The 14870-nt window shown below is 71.7% G+C and carries 18 protein-coding genes and 1 tRNA gene; 7 read left to right on the top strand and 12 right to left on the bottom strand.

Going from position 1 to position 14870, the window contains the following annotated elements:
- Nucleotides 1-30: 30 nt before the first annotated feature.
- Nucleotides 31-780 (bottom strand): ABC transporter permease, encoded by a 750-nt coding sequence (locus tag OHB01_RS09660; protein ID WP_147943745.1) that lies wholly within the window; start codon nt 778-780, stop codon nt 31-33.
- Nucleotides 777-1652: an ABC transporter ATP-binding protein gene (locus OHB01_RS09655; protein ID WP_328708797.1), complete on the bottom strand. Its 876-nt coding sequence runs from the start codon at nt 1650-1652 to the stop codon at nt 777-779. Before OHB01_RS09655 ends, OHB01_RS09660 begins: the two co-directional genes overlap by 4 nt.
- A 132-nt stretch (nt 1653-1784) precedes the next feature.
- Here OHB01_RS09655 and OHB01_RS09650 point away from each other — a divergent pair, with 132 nt between their 5' ends.
- From OHB01_RS09650 to dnaN, 3 genes are all read left to right on the top strand, one after another.
- Nucleotides 1785-3284 (top strand): sensor histidine kinase, encoded by a 1500-nt coding sequence (locus OHB01_RS09650; protein ID WP_328855235.1) that lies wholly within the window; start codon nt 1785-1787, stop codon nt 3282-3284.
- Nucleotides 3275-3922: a response regulator transcription factor gene (locus OHB01_RS09645; RefSeq protein WP_142649556.1), complete on the top strand. Its 648-nt coding sequence runs from the start codon at nt 3275-3277 to the stop codon at nt 3920-3922. The genes OHB01_RS09650 and OHB01_RS09645 overlap by 10 nt, the downstream gene beginning before the upstream one ends.
- Before the next feature lie 68 nt (nt 3923-3990).
- Nucleotides 3991-5082, top strand: coding sequence for a DNA polymerase III subunit beta (gene dnaN / locus OHB01_RS09640; RefSeq protein WP_328708799.1), 1092 nt, complete (start codon nt 3991-3993; stop codon nt 5080-5082).
- A gap of 24 nt (nt 5083-5106) precedes the next feature.
- Here the strand turns inward: dnaN and OHB01_RS09635 are convergent, their stop codons facing one another.
- The 6 genes from OHB01_RS09635 to upp form a co-directional block, all read right to left on the bottom strand.
- Complete coding sequence (locus tag OHB01_RS09635; protein ID WP_142649554.1) at nt 5107-5796, bottom strand: FadR/GntR family transcriptional regulator; 690 nt, start codon at nt 5794-5796, stop codon at nt 5107-5109.
- Nucleotides 5797-5894: 98 nt separating this feature from the next.
- Nucleotides 5895-7217, bottom strand: a complete 1323-nt coding sequence (locus tag OHB01_RS09630) for a helix-turn-helix domain-containing protein (protein WP_147943742.1) — start codon at nt 7215-7217, stop codon at nt 5895-5897.
- A 138-nt stretch (nt 7218-7355) separates the two neighbouring features.
- Nucleotides 7356-7886 carry a PH domain-containing protein gene (locus tag OHB01_RS09625; protein WP_030508643.1) on the bottom strand — a complete coding sequence of 177 codons (531 nt, stop codon included), beginning with the start codon at nt 7884-7886 and terminating at the stop codon, nt 7356-7358.
- Nucleotides 7883-8059: a hypothetical protein gene (locus OHB01_RS09620; protein ID WP_168066201.1), complete on the bottom strand. Its 177-nt coding sequence runs from the start codon at nt 8057-8059 to the stop codon at nt 7883-7885. Before OHB01_RS09620 ends, OHB01_RS09625 begins: the two co-directional genes overlap by 4 nt.
- A 75-nt stretch (nt 8060-8134) precedes the next feature.
- Nucleotides 8135-8353 (bottom strand): hypothetical protein, encoded by a 219-nt coding sequence (locus OHB01_RS09615; protein WP_142649552.1) that lies wholly within the window; start codon nt 8351-8353, stop codon nt 8135-8137.
- A gap of 174 nt (nt 8354-8527) precedes the next feature.
- On the bottom strand, nt 8528-9166 hold the full coding sequence (upp, locus tag OHB01_RS09610; RefSeq protein WP_142649551.1) for a uracil phosphoribosyltransferase: 639 nt from the start codon (nt 9164-9166) through the stop codon (nt 8528-8530).
- 138 nt (nt 9167-9304) lie between these two features.
- On the opposite strand from upp, the gene OHB01_RS09605 reads away from it, so the two are divergent.
- The 4 genes from OHB01_RS09605 (at nt 9305) to OHB01_RS09590 (ending at nt 10928) form a co-directional block, all read left to right on the top strand.
- A complete protein-coding gene (locus OHB01_RS09605; protein ID WP_142649550.1) occupies nt 9305-9793 on the top strand; it encodes a tRNA adenosine deaminase-associated protein in 489 nt (162 codons plus the stop codon).
- 15 nt (nt 9794-9808) lie between these two features.
- Complete coding sequence (locus tag OHB01_RS09600) at nt 9809-10291, top strand: tRNA adenosine deaminase-associated protein (protein ID WP_142649549.1); 483 nt, start codon at nt 9809-9811, stop codon at nt 10289-10291.
- A gap of 32 nt (nt 10292-10323) precedes the next feature.
- A complete protein-coding gene (tadA, locus tag OHB01_RS09595) occupies nt 10324-10779 on the top strand; it encodes a tRNA adenosine(34) deaminase TadA (protein ID WP_142649629.1) in 456 nt (151 codons plus the stop codon).
- A 61-nt stretch (nt 10780-10840) separates the two neighbouring features.
- Nucleotides 10841-10928, top strand: a tRNA-Ser gene (locus OHB01_RS09590).
- Nucleotides 10929-10975: 47 nt separating this feature from the next.
- Here OHB01_RS09590 and OHB01_RS09585 read toward each other — a convergent pair.
- The 4 genes from OHB01_RS09585 to OHB01_RS09570 form a co-directional block, all read right to left on the bottom strand.
- Nucleotides 10976-12172 carry a tetratricopeptide repeat protein gene (locus tag OHB01_RS09585; RefSeq protein WP_142649485.1) on the bottom strand — a complete coding sequence of 399 codons (1197 nt, stop codon included), beginning with the start codon at nt 12170-12172 and terminating at the stop codon, nt 10976-10978.
- A complete protein-coding gene (locus OHB01_RS09580) occupies nt 12166-13560 on the bottom strand; it encodes an AAA family ATPase (RefSeq protein WP_328855234.1) in 1395 nt (464 codons plus the stop codon). Before OHB01_RS09580 ends, OHB01_RS09585 begins: the two co-directional genes overlap by 7 nt.
- Before the next feature lie 91 nt (nt 13561-13651).
- Nucleotides 13652-13948 carry a type II toxin-antitoxin system VapB family antitoxin gene (locus OHB01_RS09575; RefSeq protein ID WP_142649483.1) on the bottom strand — a complete coding sequence of 99 codons (297 nt, stop codon included), beginning with the start codon at nt 13946-13948 and terminating at the stop codon, nt 13652-13654.
- Between the two features lie 57 nt (nt 13949-14005).
- Nucleotides 14006-14863 carry a neutral zinc metallopeptidase gene (locus OHB01_RS09570; protein ID WP_142649482.1) on the bottom strand — a complete coding sequence of 286 codons (858 nt, stop codon included), beginning with the start codon at nt 14861-14863 and terminating at the stop codon, nt 14006-14008.
- Between the last annotated feature and the right edge of the window lie 7 nt (nt 14864-14870).

The following is a 14870-nucleotide window of genomic DNA, read 5'->3' as shown; positions in this document are numbered from 1 at the left end:
GTAGGCGCCGGGCCGTACGGGCCGCATCGGCTACTCCCAGCGGAAGAGCCGGGCGGCGGCGAGACCGGCGGCCAGCGCCCAGCCCGCCAGTACGGCGAGGTGGAGCGGCTGGGGGGCGTGCCCGCCCAGGGTGTCCATCAGCCCCTGCCCGAAGGCGCCCGTGGGGGTGAAGTCGCTGATCCGGCGCAGGACCTCGGGCATCAGCGGCCGGGGCAGCCACATCCCGGCGAGGAACAGCAGGGGGAACATGAGGGCCGCGCCCACCCCCTGCACGACCCGGGAGCTCGGCGCGACGGCGGACAGCAGCAGCCCGATGGCGAGGATGGTGAGCGTGCCGAGGACGAAGACGCCCGCGAACGCCCAGGGCGAGCCCGGCAGCGGCACCCCGATGACCAGGTGGCCCAGCATCAGCGTCAGCGTGGTGGCGATCACGGCCACGACCACGTTGATCAGCAGTTGGGCCGACAGCAGCGCGCTCGGCCGCACCGGCGTGGTGGACAGCCGCCGCAGCACGCCGCGCTCCCGGTAGAGCACCAGGCCGGCCGGCAGCACGCTGAGCCCGAGCGTCACGACCGACAGCAGCACCATCATCGCCGTGAAGGGCGCGTCCACCAGCCGCTGCCCGCCCAGCGAGGGATCCGCCTCGCGGAAGGCGGGGATCGTCGTGCCCAGCGCCAGCAGCAGCCCCACCGGCAGCACGAGCGCGAAGAACACCGCCATCGGCTCGCGGAGGAAGAGCCGGGCCTCCACGGCCGCGAGCTTTCCGAATGCTTTCGTCATGACTCCTCCTGGCCGGTCAGAACGAGGAACGCGTCGTCGAGGGTGGTGCGCTCCATGCGCAGGCCACGCGTACGGGACGGGGGCAGCACGGCGGTGACGGCGCTGAGCAGCTCGCCGGTGCCGGTGACGGTGACCTCCGGGGCGTTCGCGCCGTCGGCGACGGTGACGGACGCCACCTCGGGCAGTGCGCGCAGGGCGTCGACCGGCTCGTCGGTGTGGAAGACCAGGCGCTGCTCGCCGCCGGCGCGGGCGACCAGCCCTTCGGGGGTGTCCACCGCCCGCACCCGTCCCCGGGAGATGACCGCGACCCGGTCGCACAGGCGCTCCACCTCCTCCATGAAGTGGGTCACCAGCAGGATGGTGACGCCGCGCTCCCTGATCCGGGCGATCAGGTCATAGGTCTCGCGGCGGGCGCGCGGGTCGAGGCCGGTGGTGAGCTCGTCGAGTATCGCGATGCGCGGGCTTCCGACCAGCGCGAGCGCGACCGACAGCCGCTGGCGCTGCCCGCCCGACAGCTTCCCGAAGGGCGCGCGGAGGTCGAGGCCGGCCTCCTCGGCCAGGGCCCGCCAGTCGGCCGGCCGGGCGTAGAACGAGGCGTAGAGCGCCAGCGCCTCCCCGACCCGGATCTTGTCGGGCAGCGAGCACTCCTGGAGCTGTACGCCGACCTGTTCCTTCAGGTCCGCGTCCACGGTGACGGTGCCCGCGGTGGGGGTGCGCAGCCCGGCGACGCACTCGACCGTCGTCGTCTTGCCTGCCCCGTTGCGGCCCACGATGCCGAAGACCTCGCCCTCCTTCACGGAGAACGACACGTCCTCGACCGCGACCCGCGTTCCGTACGTCTTGCGGAGGTGGTCCACGGTGATGATTGCCATGGCAAAGACGCTAGGAATCGGACGGTCCGCGGAGAATGCGGCTGTGGACCCGATGGGGGTGCACTTTCCTCCACCCCCATCGTGCGCCTTCGGCCACTGTGCCCACCCGGCGTCAGCGCCCAGACTGGACTCATGGCCGCACCTCGTTCGACCCTCACCGCCCTGGCCCGCAGCACCGCCCTCGCGGGCCTCTCCCTGCTGGGCCTGGCCGCCGGCCTGGCCATGCTGACCGCGGTGCTGCTCACCTTCCTGATCGGCCTGGTGATCGTCTTTCCCCCGGCCGTACGGCTCGCGCGGGCCGTGACCCGGCGGCAGCGCGTGCTGGCCGCCCGCTGGTCGGGCATCGCGATCGACGAGCCGTACCGGCCCGAGCCGCCCCCGCCGGTCCCGCAGGCCGACGGCTGGTATCGCGACGGCCGCACCCTCTACAGGAAGCCCACGATCCCGGCCTTCAACAAGCGGTGGAACTGGATGACCAAGGACCCCGCCACCTGGCGCGACCTCGCCTTCCTGCTCTCCGCGCCGGCGGCCGGCGGTTTCGTGGTCGCCGCACCGCTGCTCGCGGTCGCGTACGGCGTCGCGTGGGCGGCCGGAGGCAACGCGGCGATGGGCGTGGTCTGGATCCTGCTCGCGATGATCGCCGCGCCCTGGTACGCGCCGTGGGCCGTGCGCCTGCACGGCCAGTTCGCCGCAGCCCTGCTGGGGCCGACCGAGAAGGCCAGGCTGGCCCAGCGGGTCAGCCGCCTCGACGCCGCCCGCACCGAGGCGGTCGACTCCCAGGCCGCCGAGCTGCGCCGGATCGAGCGCGATCTGCACGACGGCGCCCAGGCCCGCCTGGTGGCGATCGGCATGACGATCGGCGCGGCCGAGCAACTGCTCGAAAGCGACCCGCAGGCCACCCGGGCGCTGCTCGGCAAGGCGAGGGAGGCGTCGGCGACCGCGTTGCAGGAGATCCGGCGGCTGGTGCGCGGCATCCATCCCCCGGTGCTGGCCGAGCGCGGCCTCGGCGACGCCGTACGCGCCCTCGCCCTGGACAGCCCGCTGCGCGTCCGCGTCACGGTCGACCTGCCCGAGCGCGCCTCCGCGCCGCTGGAGTCGGCGGCGTACTTCGCGGTCAGCGAGCTGCTGGCCAACGCCGCCCGGCACGGCGACGCGACCGAGGCGTGGGTGGACCTGAGCACGCAGGGCCCGGCGCTGCGCGTGACGGTGACCGACGACGGCCACGGCGGTGCGGATCCCGAGCGCGGCACCGGCCTGCGCGGCATCGAGCGCAGGCTCGGGGCGTTCGACGGCGTCCTCGCGGTGAACAGCCCCGTGGGCGGCCCGACCACGGCCGTCATCGAACTGCCCCGGGCGTTCCGGCAGCGGCCGGCGCCGACGACTCCGTGGCGCCTGCTCGGGCGCCTGTGCTGGGTGCTGTGGCCGATCCCGCTGTTCCCGCAGGGGCTGGTCGCGATGGTGTTCAAGCTGGTGGGATCGCCGGTGAAGTCGTGGTTCCTGGCCCTGCACGTGCCCGAGCCCTTCCAGTGGCCGGTCATCGTCGGCATGATTGCGCTCGGCGGCGGCCTGCTGGCCATCGCGCTGGCGTCGACGGTGCGGAACAGGGAAACGGAGAACGGCGCGTGCGTGTAGTGCTGGCCGAAGACCTCCATCTGCTGAGGGAGGGGCTGGTCGCGCTGCTGCGCGCACACGGCTTCGAGGTGGTCGCGGCGGTCGAGTCCGGCCCCGAGCTGCTCGCCGCCCTGGTCGGCGAGCGTCCCGACGTCGCCGTCGTGGACGTACGGCTCCCGCCGACCTTCACCGACGAGGGGCTGCAGGCCGCGCTGGCCGCGCGGCGGCAGGTGCCCGGCCTGCCGGTCCTCGTGCTCTCCCAGCACGTCGAGCAGCTGTACGCCAGGGAGCTGCTGGCCGACGGGTCCGGCGGCGTGGGCTACCTGCTGAAGGACCGGGTGTTCAACGGCGAGCAGTTCGTCGACGCCGTACGCCGGGTCGCGGGCGGCGGGACGGCCATGGACCCCGAGGTGATCGCCCGGCTCCTGGCGAGCAACGCGCGCAACGAACCGCTCGGCCGCCTCACCCCCCGGGAGCGCGAGGTGCTGGAACTCATGGCCGAGGGCAGATCGAACGCCGCGATCGCGCAGCGGCTGTTCCTCAGCGACAGCGCGGTGGGCAAGCACACCGCGAGCATCTTCACCAAGCTGGGCCTCGCGCCCTCCGACGACGACAACCGCCGGGTCCTGGCCGTGCTCGCCTTCCTCAACAGCAAGTAGCGCCGCCGGGATTGTCGGTGCTGCCCGCTACGTTTGGGAGCGAGCTGTGGCACAGGCAGGAGGTCGGGATGAAATTCCAGGTGAACCGCGACGTTCTGGCGGACGCGGTGGCGTGGGCGGCCCGGGTGCTGCCCGCCCGGCCCGCCGTGCCCGTCCTCGCGGGCCTGCTGCTTGAGGCGGGTGACGACCTGCGGGTGTCCGCCTTCGACTACGACGTGTCGGCCCGTGCCGACGTCGAGGCCGATGTCGCCGAGCCGGGGCGGGTGCTGATCCCCGGCAGGGTCCTCGCCGAGATCACCCGCAGCCTGCCCGCCCGGCCTGTCGAGATCGTCAGAAGCGGCTCGGAGGCGGTGCTCACCTGCGGCAGCACGGAGTTCGGCCTGATCACGATGCCCGACGAGGACTTCCCCGTGATCCCGCCGATGCCGCCGAAGGTCGGCGCCGTGGGCGGCGGCGCGTTCGCCACCGCGGTCAACCAGGTGGCCGCCGCCGCGAGCCGCGACGACACGCTGCCCATGCTGACCGGCATCCGCGTTGACATCGAGGGGCCGCGGGTGTCGATGGCCGCGACCGACCGCTACCGCATCGCCGCCGCCGAGTTCCTGTGGCATCCCGAGCGGCAGGACGCGCGGCACGGCGTGGTCGTGCCGGCGCGGGTGCTGGTCGAGGTGGCCCGATCGCTGCGGGGCGGCGAGGTGGCGATCGGCCTGGGCGACAACGTGGCGGGTTTCGAGAGCCAGGGACGCACGACGACCGTGCGGCTGCTGGACGACCAGTTCATCGACTACCGGTCCCGGCTGACCTCCGAGTGGACGAACCACGCCGACGTGGAGGTCGCGCCGTTCGTGGAGGCCGTCAAGCGCGTCGTGCTGGTCGCCGAGCGCAACGCCGCGGTCCGGCTGTCGTTCTCCCAGGGACAGGTGCTGATCCAGGCCGGGGGCGGCGACATCGGCAGGGGCGCGGAGGTCGTCGAGGCCGAGCTGGCGGGCCCGGACATCCAGATCGCCTTCCAGCCCCACTTCCTGCTCGACGGGCTGGCGGGGGTCGAGACCGGGCGGGCGCGCATCCACATGGACTCGCCGACCCGCCCCTCGCTGATCACCGACGAGGGCGAGGACCCCGGCTTCCGCTATCTCGTCATGTCCCTGCGGCTCGGCTGAGCACGCTCGCCGCCGGGCGGGGGCTCAGGAGGGGATGGCGGCGGAGTCGGTGAGGGCGATGAGGATGTGCTCCATGCAGGCGTGACCGGCCCGCTCGGCCGCGGTGGCGTCGCCGGCGACGATCGCGCGCACGATCGCGTCGTGGGGGATGTAGTTCTGCTCCAGGGAGCCGCCGGCCGCCGCGATGCTCGCCCGCAGCGCCGCGGAGAAGTCGATGTAGAGGTCGATCAGCACCCTGTTGTGCGTGGCCTCGACGACGGCCACGTGGAAGGCGAGGTCGGCCTCGACGAACGCGTCGGGGTCGCCGCCCGACCATGCCTTCTCGCGCTCGGCCAGCGCGGCCTCGATCGACGCGATGTCCTCGTCGGTCCGCCGGGTCGCGGCGAGCCGGGCCGCCTCGACCTCCAGGGCGCGCCGGACCTCCAGGATCTCCAGCTGCTCGGCCGCGCGCAGCCGCCTGGCCATCGCACCCGACAGCTCGCTGGTGGCCCGCACGTACGTGCCGTCGCCCTGGCGGCACTCCAGCAGCCCGGCGTGCGTCAGCGCGCGGACCGCCTCACGCACCGTGTTCCTGCCGACTCCGAGATGCTCGGCGAGCACCGTCTCGGTGGGAATCTTGGCATTCATCTGCCAGGAGCCGGAGGTGATCTGCTCCTTGAGCTGGTCGATCACCTGGTCCACGAGAGACGCCCGCTGCGCCGTCCGCAGGCTCACGTCAGCCTCCTTTGGGTTGCCAATCATCCGATGATGGAATGAGTGGTAGACCCTCATTATTCCAGAGCCTCCAGCACAAGTCCGGAGCCCCAGGGAGGCTATCGAGCGAGCACCGTCGTGGTCATGGAGCCCGGTATGTTCACGCGGATTCCGACCGCTTCCAGGGCTCTACGATATGCCCCTGTCTGCCGGTCGAGGGCACCGGCCTGGCCCCACAGGTCGCCGAGCATGCGCCAGGCCCGGGCGGTCTCCCGGTCGGGCGTCTCGCCGTCCAGCAGGTCGTGCGCGCGGTCCAGCGCGGCGGCCGGATCTTCGGACCGTGCCAAGGCGATCTCGGCCAGGATCATGTTCGCGGTCGCCGCGGTGGTCCCCTTGGCGCCGTCCAACAGATCCAGTGCCTGACCGGCGAGCTCGGCTGCGGATTCCGTGTCTCCGGTCCGGAACCGTACGAAACCCAGCACTACGAGGCTCCGTGCGTGATCCTGCCGTTCGGCCGGGAACCCCGCCAGAACGTCCGCCGCGGACTGCGCCAGAGCGTTGGCTCGGTCCAAATCGGCGCCTTCGGGATTCGCCGCGGTGATGCGAGCCCAGTGCATCGCGATGCGGGCGCGCCGCACGGCGATCCGCGCCGGGCGGCCCGCCGCGAGGGCGTCCTCGGCGAGCTGCACGGCCAGGGCCGAGTCCTCGCCCTCGGCCGCCGTGACGCTGGCCTGCCACAGCGCGAGGACCTCCGCGCTGCGGTCGGTCGCGTTCGCCGGGCCCGCGGCCGAGAGCACCCGCTCGACGTACGGCAGGCCGGTCTCGGTCTCCACCAGCGCCAGCGCCAGCTCCGTGGCCAGCTCGCCCTCGATCACGCCGATCCGGTCGATCTGGCCGAGCGCCTGGGCGCCGAGGTCGCGCGCCCGCAGCCGGTCGCCGGCCCGCTGGTAGCAGCGGCACAGCGCCACCGTCAGCGGCAGGTCGGCGAGGCGCTCGGGGTGCGCGGCGGCCTCGCGGCGCAGCCGCTCGTACGCCTCGACGGCCCGGCCGATGCGGCCCTGGGCCTCCAGCGCCCGCGCCACACCGAGGCGCGCGTGGGCGGCCAGCATGGCGTTGTCCTCACCCGCCGCCTTGACGATCTCCCCGAAGCGGTCGGCCGCCACGGTGGGATCGCCGTGATACAGCTCGAGCTCGGCATGTCGCAGGCCGAGCTCGGTGTCGATGCGCTGCCGAGGTTCGATCCCGTGGAGCAGGAACTCGGTGGTGCAACCGAGCCGCTCGGCGAGCAGCCGGGCGACGACGGGCGTAGGCGTCCGCTTTCCGGACTCAATGAGTGAGACGTAACTGTCCGACAGGTCGGGTCCGGCCAACTGGGCCTGTGACATGCGCCTGCTCAACCGCAATCCGCGGACGCGGTCGCCGATGGTTCCCTGACTCGGCATCTGATCTCTCAGGGCGGGGGAAGGGTCAATAGTGTCGCCATAATGGCACGAAGCGACCGAATCGTGTAACCCTCCGTCAAGAATCACGACGATGAAGGTTCGATCACGGTGTCGAGATATCGGACGGAGGGCCTTCGGTCAGTCGTCGTCCCCGTCCTTGCTGGGGAAGATCATCTGGCAGACCTCCAGGTACAAGGTCTCCGGATAGGGGATGTGGGGGACGGTGCGCAGGGCCTGATCCTGGCCGGCCGACTCCATCACGAACTCGCCGTAGCCGAGCATGCGGCCGAGGAGCGAGCGCTGGAAGCTCATGTCGGTGACCTTGCTCAGGGGCATCATCGCGACCTTGCGCGTGATGAGGCCCGTGGTGAGAAGCATGCGCTGGGAGGTGACGACGAAGTAGTCGACCGACCACTCCGCGACCTTCCAGACGAAACGAACCAGCAGCAGAAGCCAGGCCCACCAGACGAGGGCGAGGGCCTGGCTCGCGCCGTTGTCGCTCAGGAACTTGCTGAGGACTCCGGCGAGGATGAGGCCGCCGAAGATCTCGGCGATAGGGCGCAGGAGGACGGCGGGGTGGCGCCGGACCATGATGACTTGCTGTTCGTGGGGGAGGAGGTAACGGTTGACCGACGACGGGGCCGAGTCCCCGTGGGTCACAAGTCTCATGTCAGGGTTGCGAAGAACTGCGCCATCGAGTCGGCCGCGTTGATGATCCCGTTGAAGGCCCCATGGACCGTGTGAGCCGCGTCAATCGGTCTTGTGAGCAGGTAGAAGCCCGCCGACACGATGAGCGTCCACTTGATGACTTTCTTCGCCTGCACCGCCGTCACCACTCCCATGACCAATACATTACCCAGACGCCCCGTTTGGTAAAGCGGCTAATCGCCAACGGGTTTTCGTGATCGTGACGACGGTCAGCCCCGCTCCGCCGCGGCGGTCGCCAGGACCCGCAGATGCTTGCGGGCGATGCGCTCGACCAGCGCGGGATGCGCCTGTCCGGTGACCTCGATGGCGCCGTGGTGGGCCGCCTGAACACACCGGGTCACCGTCGCGGGAGGATGCACCTCCGCGAACTCGTCCCTGAGCAGGGCCTCGAGCTCTTCGTAGGGCTCGTCGGCCGGATGCTGGATCATCGCTCTCCCTGGTGGCGCGCCGCTCGCGAGAGCGCGAGGTGACGTCGTCATCACACTGAGTACCCTACCGGGCGCGTAGTGTAACCACAGGTGGGATGTGGACGGACCACGTGGAAAGGAAGGGAAATCAGACCCCCCGGGAATCACCCCGGAGGGAATCGGTGTGGCGGGAGGTCAGACGACGCCGTACAGACGGTCGCCGGCGTCGCCGAGGCCGGGCACGATGTAGCCGTTCTCGTTGAGCCGTTCGTCGAGGGCGGCCGTCACCACCCGGATCGGCCGGTCGCCGCCGCGGAACGCCTCGTCCAGGTAGGCGATGCCCTCGGGCGCGGCCAGCAGGCAGATCGCGGTGACGTCCCGCGCGCCGCGGTCGAACAGGAAGTTGATCGCCGCGGCCAGGGTGCCGCCCGTCGCGAGCATCGGGTCGAGCACGTAGCACTGCCGGCCGGACAGGTCCTCCGGCAGCCGCGTGGCGTAGGTCTGGGCCTTCAGCGTGGACTCGTCGCGGATCATGCCGAGGAAGCCCACCTCGGCCGTCGGCAGGAGCCGGGTCATCCCGTCGAGCATCCCCAGCCCTGCGCGCAGGATCGGCACCACGAGCGGCGCGGGGCGCGCCAGCCGTACGCCATGGGTGGTCGCGAGCGGTGTGTCGACCGTCACGTCGGTGACCCGGACGTCTCTGGTGGCCTCGTAGGCGAGCAGCGTGACCAGCTCGTCGGCCAGACGGCGGAACGTCGGCGAGTCGGTCCGCACGTCGCGGAGGGTGGTGAGCTTGTGTGCGACGAGCGGGTGGTCGACGACGAGGGTCTCCATGGGAACAGAAGTTACCGTCTCCTGGGCAAAGCCTCGACGCCGGCTGAGTCTTTGATCACGATTTGGAGCGAGCGCCATACGGTGCGACTCCGATTCTGCGACCATTGCCTGCGTGAAGACCGTGCGGTGGGGAAGACGATGACAGACGTGGACACTCTTGACTTCGCCATCGTTGTCTATCGCGAGGAGGACCACTGGGAAGCGGAGATGCTCCCGGTGGCGCTGACCTCCGACCTGGACGGCCTCATCCACGCCCTCCGCCAGACCCCCAGCATGGGAACCACGATTGGCATGGTCGCCGTAGGGGATGACTTCTTCGTGGCGTTACGGGTCTTCGGCGAGCAGGTGGACGTCTTCCTCTCGGACATCACGGCCGCCTGGGAGTGGCCGCTTGCGCAGCAGGTGCTCGAATACCTCGACGTGCCCGTCCCCGAGGAGGAGGAGCTCGACAGCGTCCTTCCCGCCGGGGACCTGTCCATCTTCGCCGACCTCGGGCTCGACGAGATGGAGCTGGGCGCGCTGTCCGGCGACCTCGATCTGCTGCCCGATGAGGTCCTGTCCAGCATCGCCGCGCGGCTGGGCTTCTCCCAGCCATTCGAACGCGCCGTCGACGCCGCCATCGGCTGACCTGGGGAGACGGCAATGCCCTCCAGATCCAACCTTTTCTCCGCCGGTTTCGCCCGCATCGACGGCCGCTGGGCCGGTGCCGAGGTCGATCTCGGCGAGGCCGAGATCGCCGACGACCTGAGCGACGCCCTGCAGGAGGCCCTCGGGCTCAGCGGCGAGGAGCTCGCGCTGCTGTGCGTGGAGGTCGAGGACGAGTGGTTCGCGATCATCCGTTATGAGGACGACCTCGACCCCCGGGTGTTCATCTCCGACGCGCACGCCGTGCAGAACGACCCCCTGGGCGAGATCTTCGCCGAGCTGGCCGGCGTCGTGGTCGACAAGGACGCGCCCGACCTCGGCATCCGCCCGGTCGGCGACCTGGAGCTGCTCGCCGACTTCTCGCTGAGCGCGGAGGAGCTCGTGGAGCTCAGCATGGAAGAGGGCGTGCTGCCCGCCGACATCCTCTCCCTCATCGCCGAACGGCTCGGCTTCGCCGACGAGCTCGACCGGCTGCGGTGACCGCCTCGCCGCCCGGCGCGTACGAGGCCGCCATGCGGCTGGCGCTCGCGGAGGCCGTACGGGCGGGCGGGCGCGGCGAGGTGCCGGTCGGCGCCGTCGTGCTGGGCCCGCAGCGGCCCGGCTCCGGGGAGCCGGGAGAGGTGCTCGCGGTGGCGGGCAACGACCGCGAGGCGAGCGCCGACCCCACGGCCCACGCCGAGGTGCTCGCCCTGCGCGCGGCCGCGGCGCGGACCGGCGACTGGCGGCTGACGGGCTGCACGCTCGTCGTGACCCTGGAACCCTGCACGATGTGCGCCGGAGCCGCCGTCCTCGCCCGGGTGGACCGCGTCGTGTACGGCGCGGTGGACGAGAAGGCCGGGGCCGCCGGATCGCTGTGGGACGTGCTGCGGGACCGCAGGCTCAACCACCGTCCCGAGGTGGTCATGGGCGTGCTCGCGGGCGAGTGCGCGGCCGTGCTGACCGAGTTCTTTTCGGACCGCCGCGCCTGATCCGGCGGGCGGAAGAAAACGGATGCACGCGCAGTGGTGTTCGTCCGGTAAGCTGCTGCGCGGTGGAGTCGCCTAGTGGCCGAGGGCGCACGCCTCGAAAGCGTGTGTAGGGCAACCTACCGTGGGTTCAAATCCCACCTCCACCGCCACCGAAGAGCCGCTGACCTGCGTGATCAGGTCGGCGGCTCTCGTGCGTTCAGAGGGCGCTCGGCCGGGGGGTGGTCAGGCGCCGTACGCCGGCCGCGATCCAGATGCCGGCCAGCGCGGCGTAGGCGGTGAGCAGCGCGCCGGAGGTGGAGGACAGGAGCATCGCCAGGGCGGCGGCCAGTCCCAGAAGGATCGCCCAGCCGTACAGGAGGGCCCGGCCCCGGGGCGCGCTCGTGTGCGCCGCCTCCTGCACGGGGGTGACCAGCGCCATGATCGCCGCGCCGCCCGTGCCCACCGCCTCCTGGGTGGTCGCCACGCCCGTGACGAGCAGCGCCGCGCCCACGACAGGCAGGCAGCAGCACACGAGGGCCATGCGCGCCTCCGCGCCCTCGAAGAGCAGCCGGGTGGCCCTGGCGCGGGCCAGGCGCAGCGTGGTGACCGCCTCGGCCACCCAGGCCGCCCAGTGCAGGAGCGCGATGAGGACGAACAGGGCGATGACCGGGGGCGCGACGGGCAGCAGGAGCAGCATCCGCCATCCGCCGAAGAACGTGCCGCGCAGTCGCGCGAGCAGACGATAGACGGGGTTGCGCTGCTTGAGCGCCATCACCAGGAGATCCCTGGCCTGGTCGAACCCCGGAGACAGGCGGAGCACCTCGCGGAACGCGCGGGCGGCCTCGCCGGGTGAGCCGAAGGCGAGCTGCGCCCGTCCGTACGCCAGGTGGGCCAGGGCGCTCTCGGGATCGAGCCCCACGGCCCTCGCGGCGGCCTCCTTGGCTCCGGCGGCGTCGCCGAGCATGGTGAGGGCCACCGCGAGCAGGCCGGCCAGGTCGGCGTCCTCGGGTGCGAGGGCGAGCCCGTGGCGTGCCGCGTCGGCGGCCTGCGGCCACTGCGCGGCGTCGACGTGCACCCGGGCCAGCAGCTCCCAGGCCGGGGCATGCTCGGGGGCGAGCTCCAGGCACGCCCGTGTCGCCTCGGCGGCCTCCCCGGGCAGGCCCGCACGGTAGTACGCCTGACCGGCCACGTAGTGCGGGAACCAGTGGTCCGGCGCGAGCCGTACGGCTTCCGCGGCCTCGCCGATCGCCTCGGCCGGCCTGCGCTGCCGCGCCAGCGCCACCGCGAGGAAGGCGTGCCCGCTGACGTTCTGGGGCTCCTCGGCGAGCAGGCCCCGCAGCTCCCGCTCGGCCTCCGCGGGACGGTTCAGCTCCAGCAGTGTCCGCGCCCGCTCCAGCGGTGCGGCGGTCACCATCTGCCCTTCATGCCCTTCATGCCCGTCATGCCGGTCTTGCCGGTCTTGCCGTCGATCCAGGGCATCAGCTCGTCCCACGCGCCGGAGTCGTTGGCGTGCAGCACGTAGTTGCGTGCGGTGCCCAGCCACTCCTTCACGGCCGTCGGCCGCGTCGCCTGGGCCACGGTGAGCAGGTCGTTCGTCGTCAGCGGGAGGGGACGGCCCGCGCTGATCGACTGGCGCAGCTTGGTCTCCACCGCGCGGTCGACCACGCCCTTGAGGTCCGCGCCGACGAAGCCGTCCGTGACCTTCGCCACCGCGTCGTAATCCATCTCGGCGAGCGGCTTGTCGCGGCACAGGATGCGCAGGATGGCGGCGCGCGCCGAGGCGTCGGGCGGGGGCACGAACACCATCTGGTCGAACCGCCCGGGACGCCGGAAGGCCGCGTCGATGTACCAGGGCGCGTTGGTGGCCGCCAGCACCAGGACGCCCTCGTTGGCGTGCTCCTCCACGCCGTCGAGCTCGGCCAGGAACTGGTTGACCAGCTGCCGGGTGTGCGCCTGCCGCATGTCGGACCGGCGCGCGGCCAGCGCGTCCACCTCGTCGAAGAAGAGCACGCACGGCCGGTGGCGGCGGGCCATCTCGAACGTGGCCCGCAGGTTGCGCTCGCTGGAGCCGATGTACATGTCGAGGATGTCGGCCAGCCCGACGCTGATGAACGCCGCGCCGAGCTCGCCGGCCGCGGCCCTGGCCAGGTGGGTCTTGCCCGCGCCCGGAGGGCCGTACAGCAGCACGCCGCCGCCCGCCCGCTTGCCGAACGCGGCGAACAGCTCGGGCTGCTGGAGGGGGAGCAGGAGCTTCACCCGCAGCGACTCCTTGACCGCCTCCATGCCGGCCACGTCGGCGAACGTGACGCCCGAGCGCTCGGCCTCGGCGTCGTCGGGGTCCTCTGCGCGGTTAAGGGGCGTTTCCGGCGCGTACGGCGGGGCGGGTGTGACGGGCTGGGGCTGGGGCGTCAGTCGCTCGGCGAGGCCGGGGTCGGCCAGCGAGGGATCACGGGCGACCGCGTCGTGATACCGGCGCGCCGCCCCGGCCACGTCGCCCTCGCCCAGCAGCGCCCTCGCGGCGAGCAGCCCGGCGCGCGGCGCGTGCCCGGGATCCGCGAGGAGCGGTTCCAGCACCGACAGCGCGGCGCCGTACGCGCTCTGCCGTACGAAGGCCTCCGCGAGACCGGTGATGACGTCCGGGTCCTGGGGCGCCAGCACGAGGGCGGCGCGGAACTCGGTTTCGGCCTCGGCGAGGTAGCCCTTGGTCAGAAGCTGCTCGGCGAGGTGGCGTCGCAGGGGAAGGTTGTCGGGAGACAGCCGAGCCGCCTCGCGGAGGGCGTGGAGTCCGGCGTCGTCGGGCACTGTCCGGCTCCCTTCTTTCGAGGGCAGGTCAAACTAAATGACCGTCAGGCTACCGAAGCAGCCGGACAGTGGATCTCGCCCGGGAAGCGCCCTAGTCCTGGACCTCCAGCACGCGGGCGTGCAGCACCGAGCGCTGGTGGAGGGCGGCGCGCAGGGCGCGGTGCAGGCCGTCTTCCAGGTAGAGCTCGCCCTTCCACTGCACCACGTGGGGGAACAGGTCGCCGTAGAAGGTCGAGTCCTTGGCCAGCAACGAGTGCAGGTCGAGCACCGCTTTCGTGGTGATCAGAGTGTCGAGCCGGACCTGCCGGGGCGGGATCTGCGCCCACTCGCGGGACGACAGTCCGTGCTCGGGATAGGGCCGTCCGTCGCCGACCAACTTAAAGATCACGGTATGTAGTTTAGGAGAACGACGCAAAGGTTCGCGCCCGAGGCCCTTTTCACGGTCTCAGATGCCCCCGGAGAAGGTGTCGCAGCGCGCCGGGTCGCCCGACGCGTAGCCGTTCGTGAACCACTTCTGCCGCTGGGCGGAGGTGCCGTGGGTGAACGCGTCCGGGTTGACCCTGCCCTGCATCTGCTCCTGGATGTGGTCGTCGCCCACCGCCGCGGCGGCGTCGAGCGCCTCCTGGATGTCGGCGTCGGTGAACGGCTTGGCGTAGAAGCCGGTGTCCACGGCGTTCTTGGCCCACACGCCGGCGTAGCAGTCGGCCTGGAGTTCGAGCCGCACCGAGCCGCTCTGCGCGCCCTGGTCCTGGCCGGCCCGGTTCATCGTGCCGAGCAGGTCCTGCACGTGGTGGCCGTACTCGTGGGCGATCACGTACGCCTGGGCGAACGGGCCGCCCTTGGCCCCGAACCGCGACTGGAGCTCGTCGAAGAACGAAAGGTCGAGATAGACGTGCTTGTCGGCGGGGCAGTAGAAGGGGCCGACGGAGGAGTCCGCGGCGCCGCAGCCGGTCTGCACCCCGCCGGAGAACAGCGTGGTCTTCGCGCCGGAATAGCCGTCGATCTGCTCGCCCCAGTATTTCTGGATGCTGTTGACGACGCCCACGACCCGGCACTTCTCCGACTGGTCGGCGTCGGCGCCGGTCTTGCACTGCGCGCTCAGGTCGCTGGTCGGCTGCAGGCCGGTGGGCTCGTCGCGGCCCGTGATGTCGCCGGGGTTGACGCCGAAGATCAGGGCCAGGATGAGGGCGATGATGCCGGCGGCTCCGCCGCCGACGGCCAGACCCCCGCCGCGTAACCCTCCTCCACGGCCGACGTCCTCGACCTGCGAGGCGTCGAGTTGCGCTCGGTCATCGAAATCCATCTGCGAC

Source organism: Microbispora hainanensis (assembly GCF_036186745.1).
Lineage (GTDB): Bacteria > Actinomycetota > Actinomycetes > Streptosporangiales > Streptosporangiaceae > Microbispora.
The sequence above is the reverse complement of the archived record's forward strand: the minus strand, read 5'-3'. Positions and strand labels throughout refer to the sequence as shown.